This window comes from Gabonia massiliensis (genome assembly GCF_001403595.1).
In the GTDB taxonomy this organism is placed as follows: domain Bacteria; phylum Bacteroidota; class Bacteroidia; order Bacteroidales; family Coprobacteraceae; genus Coprobacter; species Coprobacter secundus.
In genome coordinates, this window is the sequence record NZ_LN877939.1 from 1,098,342 (window position 1) to 1,110,100 (window position 11,759).

Here is an 11,759-nt window from a genome sequence, read left to right on the forward strand (position 1 = left end):
GTAGTCATTCTCTTGGCCCCTGTACCCGGAACCTCGCCAAGAGTAGGATTTAAAACGACCGGTGTAAAATCCATCGGGGCTACCACATTACGAATAAATGGCAATATCGTACAATGTTTTGGTTGCCAATCCGCATTTTTTTGGTCAAATTTACAGAATTCCATCCCCATAACAGCTTCAGCTGTCACAAAATTTGGAAACATACGATCCCACCCTCTGGGAAGAGTTGCCCCATGAAAATTACAAGCAATGCCAAAATCATTTGCATCTTCCAAAATATCCTGATATAGTTGCATTCCACTCTGTTTATCTCCCCCAAAGAAATCAACTTTTATTCCTTTTATTCCAATTTTTTGCATCCAAGCCAATTCCTCTCTTCTGGCATCACGTGTATTCATTCGGTTCAGAGGACTCTGTGGAGCATCATTCCAATTTCCATTAGAATTGTACCAAAGGATAAGTCCTATATTTTTAACTGCAGCATATTTCGCCAGTTCTTCTATTTTATCTCTACCTATTTGTGTATCCCAAATAGCATCAATCAGACAATATTCAAAATCTAAACTATCTGCTAAATCAATGAACTCTTTTGTATCTTTATAAGTCGTATGACCATCATTATACACTAACCAACTCCAGCTGGCCTTTCCAGACCTATAATCGCCATTCGGACTATAATAAGGAGTAACCAAATCTTGAGCCATAGTAGACTCAACAATAGTATTCAGGTTCTCTCCTATCGTTATTGTTCTCCATGGTGTTGTAAAAGGCAAAGTAACTGCAGCTGTCGCTGGGTCTTCTGGCAAATTATGATCTGCATGGGGAAACTCCACTTTATACAACCCTCCTTGAGAATCATCAGCTAAATGTGTTGCTACATAATTACAATCAACCCCTGTCTCTGAAATCAAAACCCAACCTTCATCTCCTATACGGAATAAGGCCGGATATACCCACCCCTGTCCATAATCAGATGGAGTTCCTATAGGAATATCTAACTGATAATGATCTTCATAACTCGGATTTGTCTTAGCCCACCCAGACTTGGCTTTTGCCAATGGCGCCATAAATGCAGTTGTCTTTTCCGGAAAATTAAATCCCGAATTTTCAGATAATACTTCTTCTTCCCCATTTCCTTTTATATTATAAGCATAGGCAACTCCATCATTACTCACTCGAAATATTACTCCCAGTTGTTTACCTTCCTTATTTTTTACATTAAACATTTGTTCTTTATAAGATTGTGTAACTTGAGATTTTTTACCTCGAAGTAAACTATACTGCTGGTTCTCTTCTTTCAATTCTGAAATATCTTCAAAAATCAAATCTTTAGTAAAATCGCTATTCTTTGTCGTAATTCCCAATGGGGATGCTTCAAGGACAGGAGAATTTTCTAATTCAACATCATAAAATAATTTTCCTTCTCTTAAATAAACGTTTACCGACACCTTACTATCTGGACTCGTCAAAGACATTTTTTCACCCGTATCACAAGCCATACATAATAAAATAGATAATATCCCACTCAAAATACATTTTACTTTCAATTTCTTTTTTGCACTTTCCATATTTTATAGAATTATTGTTAACAGACAAAGTTATAGATAATACAAAGTTAAACTTTTCAAACAAAAATTCAAGGATGCCTATTCAACTTACCATCTAACATTTTTATAAAATACCCTCCTACTACCGACCGAGCACGAAACCCTTTATGATGAGGCTTATCGGTAAAAATCCAGTCTGACATCGGAATACGGTCTTCTGTCTCATTCATAAATCGATATAATGGTTTTACAAATTCTCGAAAAGTTGTTGTATCTGATGATAAACTCGCTGTCCATATAATCCAATCGGTCTTTGTATAAGTAGCTCGATTATCTAGCGGCAAGCCATACCGATTCTGTTGCGTCCGATAATATCGTAGCTCTCTATCTATTATAGAATCCGGAAAGATTCCCATATTCATGATTTTGTTCCAAATCAAATTATATTTCTGACTCCATGTTCCCTGTTTATCGAATGTCAACCGATAATGGTCTCCATCTTCTGACATCCGAATCCATTTATCTGACATTTCTAATGCTACTTTTCGATATCTATCAGAAAGACTCTCCTCTCCCAACTGTCTCGCCAGTCTGCTATAACTGGCAATGCCCAATATCGCTTTTATCGACAAATTCGTATTATGAGCAAAGTGTCCAGCAAAGTCATCAGTACATAATTGCTCTTCGGGGTCTAAACCCTTTTCTTCTAAGTATTGTACCCATTTGGTCAGAGTTTCCCAATGCTGTAATGCATAGTCTGCATTTCCTTCCAATGAACATATCGCTGAGGTGAGAATAAGCATATTGCCAGATTCTTCTATCGGCATATCTCCATTATACGTTTGGCCATTGGCCAACGGATAAGTACCTATATCATGTGCGGGGAAAGGTTTAGACCATCTTCCACTTTCACTATAATGAAAAATTGGATTCAAAAGGGCCTTGACTAACTCCACATTATATAGAAGGAATAAGGGAGAGGAAGGATAGGTGATATCTACCGTACCGATAGAACCATTGCTGAAATTTTCTTTTGATAGAAACATTAACTCTCCATCAGGAGACTCTACTAACTTATGTGCTGCTATCGCCTGACGATAAGCCAAGGCACATAACTCAGCATATTCTTTTCCACCTACAGACCTTGCAGTACTCATCAGCTCGTTATCGAACTGATAGCATCGAGACATTATCATTTCATAATCTTTCTCTGCTCCGGATATCATATCCAATATATTTTTATCACCATATCTGTTCCAATAAGGACGAAGATTGGTTCCAAAATACTGTATGGAATTAATATCATCATATCCAATCATTACCTTTCCTGATGATGAAGTACTTACCTCTCCTAAATTAATGCAAACCCCACTTCTATTATCCGGTGAATTAATATCCTTTTCCTCAATTCTTCCTTCGTTATAAAATGTTGTTCGTAGGTTTTCTGCCGGTGCTATGCACACAGATACATTGTCTTCCTCTTGCACAGCCAAATAAAAATACCCCCAATCGATTCTCACATTATCTCCACTTTTTTTCAATATTTTCTGAGATTTTGTCCCTGTTTTTAAACATAATATTCCATCCTCTTCCACTCTCTCCACTGTTACCGGCTGTGTTACTGAATCCGTTGCCCAAAAAGGGGAAGCCTCGAAATAAATTTCCACTTGTCGCGGTGCTTTGTCAAGAGATGAGACTTCATAAGTTATATAATTTACCGGTCGCGACAACAACTCAAGATTATCCAATAATAATGGTGAAGTAAAAATCAATTTTAGAGAAACCGGTCCGCATTCAAATTCGTAATATGTTTGAGTAGCCTGGACATCCACCTTTTTCTGCACAGCTGTTTGAGTCAAAACAGACTCTTTATTACCGGGATAGATTTTCGAAGTTCCCATAAATCTATAGGTCGTACCATCTACACGCAAAGCTCCGGTCAACGGACACGGTTCGCCTGTCCAATGCCTTACTTCATCCTTATAAAGCGTATCCCCAAACATCCAAGCATTAGTATATGGATCTATCATCACTAATGGATATGCAGGTGCTCGTAAATCATTCTTCATAGCACTATTTCTAACAATGCTTTGTGTGTCCCTACATGATATACAAACTGATAGTAACACCCCAAAAAAGATAACTGATAAATTCTTCATATTTCAAAAATTTGTATTATTCATGGCTATAACTCTTTTCCCAAAAACAGATTTATACTGGTCCGGGAAACCAGACCAGTATATAAACAATCATTACCTAATCGAGTATATTTCTGTTGAATAAACAGCCTCATCCACATTTTTAATTCTTGCGCCAACTCGGGCAAAAAGAGCTTTCTCCTTTGATAGATCAGAAAGGTCCACCGTCAACGTTACCTCACCAGTCATGCCAGAAGAGGTTGCTTGTTTTACTGTCGTGGCTAAATCTATAAATCGAGTTTTCCCGATTAATAGAAATACCGATGCAAGGCCCTGACTTTCTCCAACTTGAGTTACCGTAAACTTTGCAGTCAATTCTGTTTTATTATCATTAGGAATAAACTGGACATCTGATATCGTATAATAAGGTATTACCGGGTAATCCAATATTGCACCGCCTTTTAACGTAAAATGTATCTCATCATGACGATTTTCCCAAGGACCATTCCCATCTTTTGCCACCAAACGATATTCTCCGTCAAAAAGCATAATTGAATATGAGCCATCTTGAGCAACGTTTACTGCAATAGGCGTCTCTGTACCATATCCCGATTGCCAAAGTTGCAATTGCACTGTCCCATCAGTGGCTTTTACTCCAATAGGTTTACCCTCATAAACAACGTGGCCTTTCAACAAACTCGAAGGTTCATCATAATTATCTATCTGGCAACCATGAATGCTTATTATAAAAAACAAGTATCCAAATACCTTATATGTTACATTTATTTTACTCATCTTTTTATTTTTTTACTTGATTACTGATATGGATTTCTGATCAATTTAGGATTATTTGTAAGCCAACTATTATCCAAGAAGTTATAATAATTTTGCATTTTAAAAGTCCGATAATTGGGCATATCATTCGACTTGACACGAATAAATACCCACTTTCCATTTTCAGGACGACGAGGGTCTTTTACTCTATACGGGAACAATGCCCAATGTCGAGCTGACTCACTAACTCCATCCCAAATTATATGAGATCTACGCCAACGTTTCAAATCCCACCACCGCTGATTTTCCAAGGCAAATTCTACCCGACGCTCCTGTTCTATATCTAACAAGGTCATCGATTCCAAATCATTTAAACCCGCACGTTCCCGCACATCATTGATATATTCCAATGCTTTATCATCATTTCCCAACTCCAATGCTGCCTCTGATGCTATCAGTAATATTTCAGCATAACGAATACGAACATACCAAATTTCACTCCCATGAGCCGGATCATAGGCAGATTTATCTTCATCTAAAAATTTCCGAAAACTAAAACCGGTCTGATTATCAAACCAATTTGAAGATGATTTAGGTCCATTAATAGATGTAATCACATCTCCCTGATCGTCTAAAGAACCGACTGCAGACTCTCTCGTTGCCCACTTTCTCCCTTTATAATAATATTGTCCAGCCTGAAAATCTATTTGAGTCCCCAACATTTCATCACCTGAACAAATGATAGTTCCTTTCATTCGAGGATCTTTATTGTCAAATAAATCTGCCGGGCTATCAAAAAACCTTGGAGACTCTTCCGTACCAACATCTAACCGACCATCACGATTGTCTAAATACTCATAAGCTTCCACTAAATTGAGTAAAGGCGTGACCCGATTATAAGTAGTAGACATTGCTAAAATCTTAGGGCAACTCTTTATTGAAAAATCCTGCACTTTATCCGGATATTTATAATCCAAGGCCCATATTACTTCAGGATTATCATTTTTCGACGCTGTTGCCATATAAAAATTGTGACTTTTGTCACTTTCTTTATTATACAATTGATATTTCCCCGAACGAATGATAGAATCGGCCGTTTCATACGCTATATTATAATAATATGCTGCAGAATCAGCACTAATTCCAACACCCGGACCATTGGTCTTTATCTGTGGAGTTACCTGATTATTATATTTAGCCAAAGACCCTGCATATATCGCAGCACGAGCTTTTAAGGACAAGGCCACCCATTTATTCGCCCGAGCCGCATTGATATTCTCTGACGGATTATCCGATAGGTATTTTCCTGCCCAAGAGCACTCATCTATAACATAATTATAAATTCCGCCCTCTGTCGAACGAGGAAATTGCATAGCAACAATATCTCCCTTAGGGTCATACTCAAATACATTATCCCCCACAATCGGCATTCCACCTAAACAACGAGCCATATTAAAGTAGGCCCAAGCTCGTATAAAACGAGCCTCTGCCTCTATTTTTAATCTATCAGCTTGCTCCAATACAGTCGTTGTACGTACTCCATGAATAAACTGATTTAAATTGCGTATAAGCTCATAAGGATAAACTCTCCACAAATCATCGGCAAAAGTAATAGAATTATCTATCCCATTTGCAAAACAGGCCTCATCTATCATACCAAATTGGTTTCCCTCATTATCAAAACTTTGTCCCCAATTGATACGTCCATAAAAATTAGCAAGAGCTGATTTAATCATAGCTTCATCCGAGAAAATCTGGTCATCAGTAAATATGGAATCCGATTCCCGGTCAAGAAAATCTGAACATGAAACAATCGATACAATCAAAACTATACTCAAAAAAATTCTACATACTGTTTTCATCATTATTCATTTTAGAGAGTTAAGGTCAAACCAAAATTAATCACTCTATTGGTCGGATAATTAATCGCCGAAGCCGAATAAATTTCCGGATCTATACCTCTATCATGTACATTATCAATTGAAAATAAATTTTGCATCAAGGTATAAACACGCAGCTTCTTTACATGCATTTTTTTCATCCATTTATCTGGGAAAGTATATCCAAACTCTAAATTTCTAAGCTTTAAATACCGCACATTACGCATCCAAAAATCACTTGCTTTATAATTTGAATGATTGGAATTTCCCATTAACACCGTAGGGAATGTACCGGGAATAAGTTCGCTATCAGGATTGGTAATATCAGACAAATGCCACTGATCACTCAAATAATATTCAGGATTAGGCCGATCACCATGAAACGGAAATCTTTGCTCATAATTAAAAAAGAATGTAGCAAAAGCACTTCCCGTAAAATCAAATGACAAGTCAAAGCCCCTATATGCCAAGGAGCCATTTATTGCATAGTTCAGGTAAGGCGGAGTTGAAGAATCATAACCCTGATATCCAGTAGGTCGTTGATCCTGATCATCTATAATTCCATCTTTATTATTATCTTTATACTTTAAATCCCCAGGACGTAATGTAGTATTACCTTTTCCGTCAATATCAATAGGATAATTCGCAATTTCTTCCCAACTTTGAAATTGTCCATCTGTCTGATACGTAAAACTCCATCCTGCATTCCTTTCATGTTGAGAATATACATACCATTCGAGGCTATTCCCAAAACGAGGTTTATACTGATGCCAATTTAATTGGCGGGCAAATGTGAAATTTCCTCCAATTGAATATTCAACCTTACCTACTTTGTCACGCCAGATTAAAGAGCCGTCAAATCCCGTTGTCAAGTCAGAATTCAAATTCTCATAAGGCAAACTAAACCCTGCCTCTGATGGTACAAGTTTGTCATAACGAGAAGCAGGTAACCCGGTACGCATTCTTCTAAAATAATCTATCGCTCCGGTCAATTTCCCATTAAAAAAGCCTACATCAAGACCTACATCGACAATTTTAGCTTTAATCCATGAAAGATTGGTTACCGCCAAATTCCGCGCTTGACTCCCGACAACCCATTCCCCGTCAATAACAGCACCTCCTTTACTATAGTTATATCCATCCAAGAAATCAAAAGCATTGTACCCCGAAACGTTGTCATCTCCCATTTCACCATAAGATGCACGAACTTTCAAATCTGAAAAAATATCACTAAAGTTCGATTCAGACCAAAAAGATTCTTCAGAAACTCTCCATCCTGCTGAAACCGAGGGGAAAAAACCCCATCTGTGACCTTTAGGAAATTTCCATGAACCGTCATAACGTGCAGCAAGTTCAAGTAAATATTTCGATTTATAATCATAATTGATACGGCCTACATATCCTAACCGAGCCTGCGTATTATCACCCTCATCATTAAATTGTTTGATATTATCAAGATAAAATAAAGTCAAAGCATTTGATGTAGGACTTGACTGTATATAAAAGCCCGGAGTGTTTCGTTTATAACTTTCAGCTCCAGCGAACAAATTTACTGAATGACCTTCTATTGTAAATTTATAACTGGCATTTATCTGTCCATTCAATTCTTCGATATTACGGATGTCTCTTTCTTTGAACCGTCCGGTAGAATTCAATACGACAGAATAGGAATCGGTCTTCTCATTATAGTCATATAATTTATAACTATATTCTTGATTATCCATCCTCCGATTAGAATAATAATAACTGAATATTCCTTTTATCTTTAAATTCTTTACGGGCTCCCATTCGGCATTAAATGTAGTCTGCAAGACTTTCCAACGGTCAACATGCACACCACCTTTATCATACGTCATCAACGCTGAATTCGTATAACCTGCAGAAGATGTTTGAGCCGGATAATTCGGATTATCATTGGCATACGGATGCACTGTCGGTAGATTAGCATATACAGCATACATTGCGGTCCAATAGTCATCATCCATCGCAACCCCCGGATGCTTCGTCTCTTGTATACGACCATTAATAGATGCTCCAACCTTAAAATTACGAGTTATATTAGCATCTATATTAGCCTGAATATTGGTCCGAGCAAAATAGCCATAATTTCGAATGACTGCATCTTGATTCATATGGCTCAGGGCTAAATAATAATTTATCTTCTCAGATCCCCCCGTAGTGTTGGCACTGACATACCACTGCGGAGAAGTTACAAACACATAATCATACCAGTCAAAAGGAATATAACCTTTTTCAGTTCCTTGTTTCCACTTTGTAAGATCTTCTACTGTAAACTTTCCTTGAGTTCCTTGTATAGTATTAGATTGTATTTCACTTTCTACGTAAGACTCAGCAGAAGCCGGTTTTGGAAAACGAAATATATGTTGCCAACCATAATACATATTGATATTAACTGTATTCGGCATATTCCTTCTTCCCGATTTTGTCGTTACCACCACAACACCATTCGCTGCACGTACACCATAAATAGAAGCTGAGCCATCCTTCAATACCGAGATACTTTCAATATCATTAAAATCTATATTATTAAATTGTCCTTCCTCCATTTGCACCCCATCTACAACATAAAGAGGTGTGCCCATATTGCGAATATTCAATGTTGTCCAATTCCCCGGTCGTCCATCAGACATACGACTATTGATACCTGCAACTTTACCAACCAGAGCACCTGATGTATTCGTCGCTGCCGACCGCGATATATCTTCTGAGCCGACCATAGATATGGCACTTGTTACTGATTCTCGTTTTTGAGTACCATATCCGACAACGACAACTTCACCCAAAAGCTCCTGATTTTCCCTCATACGTATCGTCATATCCGAACGACCATCAAGTTTTTCGGACACCTCATCATAACCAATATACGTCACGGATATTTCCGGATTGGAAATTTCTTCTGGAACAGTTATTGTATAATAACCATCCATATCAGTAACGACCCGATTTTTAGACCCCTTAATACTTATAGTTGCTCCTAAAAGAGGCTCTCCATTTATATCCAATACCCGTCCTGTAACCGTTTTCTTACCTTGTGAAGAGTTAGGCGGCATATTCCGCTTCACTTTTACATCTGCTTTTGCCAAAACGATATGACGATTTTTTACAGTATATTTAATTCCTGTATTCTGCAATAACAGATCAAGAACCTTATTAATAGTCGCATTCTCTGCTTTTACAGAAACTATCGTATTTTCATTAATCTCATCTGCATTGTAAAAAAACAAATATTCCGACTGCGACTCTATTTTTTTAACAGCATCTTTTAGTGTTTGTTTTTCTATCCGTATCGTCAACTTTGTCTGAAGGGGAGGTTCATTCGCCGCCAATAAAGATATAGCTACTATCGACAACATCAGAACTGTACAGACAAGCCTCTTCACCATCGAAAATAGAAATAATCGGTTGTTAGCTATCATAATTTGTAATTTAAGATTTTTTTATTTTTCTGTAAAAGGCAAGAAATATAACCGCATGGTATCTGCTCTGAGAAATGTATGTGCGCCAACTCATACATTTCTCAAAAAACTTCGTTTAAAAACATCTTTCTAAAAAATATGATTTTTATTCCTTATACAATACTATTTTCCCATCCTGTTTTTCATACTTAAGATTTGTAGCCAATCCTATCACATCCAAAAAGTCGCTCAAATCCTGTCCTTGATAAAATGTTCCCCGAAACGACTTATTCACAATCGTAGTATCAAGACACTCGAACGTAACATCATATACATGACTCATACGGGCCAAAATCTCTTTCAATGATTGTGGCTGAAAAGTATAATAATTATTTAACCAAGAGACCACCTCGTCAGTATCAACCACACTTATTTCTACTTGTGTATTTGACCGATTATACTTTAGTTGTTCTCCCGGTCTCAACACTTTTCCACTCTCAAAATTTGATGCAACAAATTTTACAGAACCTTCTAACAAAGTTGTAATAAATACAGTATCAGACGGATAAGAACGTACATTAAATTTTGTTCCTAATACACTAATACATTGATCCCCCGAAATTACAACAAATGGTTTCTGCTCATCTTTCGCAACATCAAAAAAGCCCTCTCCATCCAATATGACCGCACGCTTCTTTACCCCATATTCCGACGTATAACTTATACTGGTATTCGCTCCCAATTTTATACAAGTACCGTCCGGCAAACGAACTTCCCCCGGAGCACCACCTGTAAAATAAGAATAAGTCTCCGGCTCCCCTATCCCAAATCCATTTGAAACAAAATACCAAGAAAGTCCTACAAGAAAAATAAAAATTGCTGCAACAGATGAAATGCATCGTATGATAAAACGTTTCTTCTTTTGTATATCTTCCTGTTTCTGCTGCAATTTAATCTCTAGCCGACACCAACTTTCATTTATATCAACAGAAAAATTAGACCTCGAATCATGTATGGCTTTCAAGTCAAAAAAGTATTTCTCATTTTTTTTATCTGCACATACCCATTCAAAAAAATGACGCAACTCTTTTTCCGAAAGTTTATTTTCCAGAAATTCCATAATCAAAATATCTATATCTTCCTGCGATTCGTTCATCAGTATTTCATCTTTATATATTTAACATTTGACACTCAAAAAATACTCATTTGAATAAAAAATATTACTACATTCGAAATATCAAAATAAAACAAAATAAAAGCTCTGCCGGAATATGCTGCCTCAAAAATACAAGGGCTCTGTACAAATTATTTTCCACTGTTCGCTGTGATAATCCAAGTTGTTCTGCAATAGTCTTAGAATCTAACCCCTTAATATAATATAATTTAAATATTTCCAATCTTTTAGAAGGAAGCAAATTTATAATTTTCTGTACATTTTGAAATAAATCCCTATCTACAATCTCCTTTTCTATACAATACCCATCTATCTCCTTTAATAATAATTCTGCTGTCTTCCGAGCTTTATAATCTGAAACGAAAGACTGATGTTGTAATTGATTAATGCATAAATTCCTGACTGTCGTATATAATAACTTTAATAAATCAACATCCGGAAAATCCCAAAATTTCTTTTCGTACAATTTTATAAATGCATCTTGAACAATATCCTCTGCTGAATACCTGTCAACAAAACGACATGCAAATCGAATCAATGACTTAGCATTCTCTAAATATAACTTCTTATATTTTTCTATAATATCCGGCATCTGTCACCCTCTTCATAAAATTATAAACTCAGACCTATGACCACCTTTTTCTTTTATATTATTATCATAAAAAATCTTGCTTTTCAATAGTATTTTATCATTAATATATACTCATGTATCGGACTATTTTCCAACAATTTTTGTGACTGAAATCTAATTATAAAGGAGAAAAGGACATACTATTATAAAAAATAATAGCATGTCCCAAATTTAATTATATTTTTATATTATATAATTA

The 11,759-nt window shown here is 36.5% G+C and carries 7 protein-coding genes; all 7 read right to left on the reverse strand.

The window, feature by feature from the left end; translation table 11 throughout:
• On the reverse strand, positions 1–1,568 hold a 1,568-nt coding region (locus BN2628_RS09140), incomplete at its 3' end, for a glycoside hydrolase family 97 N-terminal domain-containing protein (RefSeq protein WP_055096926.1).
• A gap of 68 nt (positions 1,569–1,636) precedes the next feature.
• A complete protein-coding gene (locus tag BN2628_RS09145; RefSeq protein ID WP_055096928.1) occupies positions 1,637–3,706 on the reverse strand; it encodes a glutaminase family protein in 2,070 nt (689 codons plus the stop codon).
• Between the two features lie 93 nt (positions 3,707–3,799).
• Positions 3,800–4,480, reverse strand: coding sequence for a DUF3823 domain-containing protein (locus tag BN2628_RS09150; RefSeq protein ID WP_055096930.1), 681 nt, complete (start codon positions 4,478–4,480; stop codon positions 3,800–3,802).
• A 20-nt stretch (positions 4,481–4,500) separates the two neighbouring features.
• Positions 4,501–6,321 carry a RagB/SusD family nutrient uptake outer membrane protein gene (locus BN2628_RS09155; protein ID WP_055097155.1) on the reverse strand — a complete coding sequence of 607 codons (1,821 nt, stop codon included), beginning with the start codon at positions 6,319–6,321 and terminating at the stop codon, positions 4,501–4,503.
• 11 nt (positions 6,322–6,332) lie between these two features.
• Positions 6,333–9,776, reverse strand: coding sequence for a TonB-dependent receptor (locus BN2628_RS09160; protein WP_021931937.1), 3,444 nt, complete (start codon positions 9,774–9,776; stop codon positions 6,333–6,335).
• Between the two features lie 145 nt (positions 9,777–9,921).
• Entirely contained in the window at positions 9,922–10,911 is a 990-nt protein-coding gene (locus BN2628_RS09165) for a FecR family protein (protein WP_021931936.1), read from the reverse strand.
• Between the two features lie 67 nt (positions 10,912–10,978).
• The gene (locus BN2628_RS09170; protein WP_055096932.1) at positions 10,979–11,521 is read right to left on the reverse strand and encodes an RNA polymerase sigma-70 factor; all 543 of its coding nucleotides are present in this window, start codon (positions 11,519–11,521) and stop codon (positions 10,979–10,981) included.
• Between the last annotated feature and the right edge of the window lie 238 nt (positions 11,522–11,759).

Coding starts and splice junctions, on each gene's coding strand:
- BN2628_RS09145 (WP_055096928.1), bottom strand. CDS start 3,706: ATGAAGAATTTATCAGTTATCTTTTTTGGGGTGTTACTATCAGTTTGT.
- BN2628_RS09150 (WP_055096930.1), bottom strand. CDS start 4,480: ATGAGTAAAATAAATGTAACATATAAGGTATTTGGATACTTGTTTTTT.
- BN2628_RS09155 (WP_055097155.1), bottom strand. CDS start 6,321: ATGAAAACAGTATGTAGAATTTTTTTGAGTATAGTTTTGATTGTATCG.
- BN2628_RS09160 (WP_021931937.1), bottom strand. CDS start 9,776: ATGATAGCTAACAACCGATTATTTCTATTTTCGATGGTGAAGAGGCTT.
- BN2628_RS09165 (WP_021931936.1), bottom strand. CDS start 10,911: ATGAACGAATCGCAGGAAGATATAGATATTTTGATTATGGAATTTCTG.
- BN2628_RS09170 (WP_055096932.1), bottom strand. CDS start 11,521: ATGCCGGATATTATAGAAAAATATAAGAAGTTATATTTAGAGAATGCT.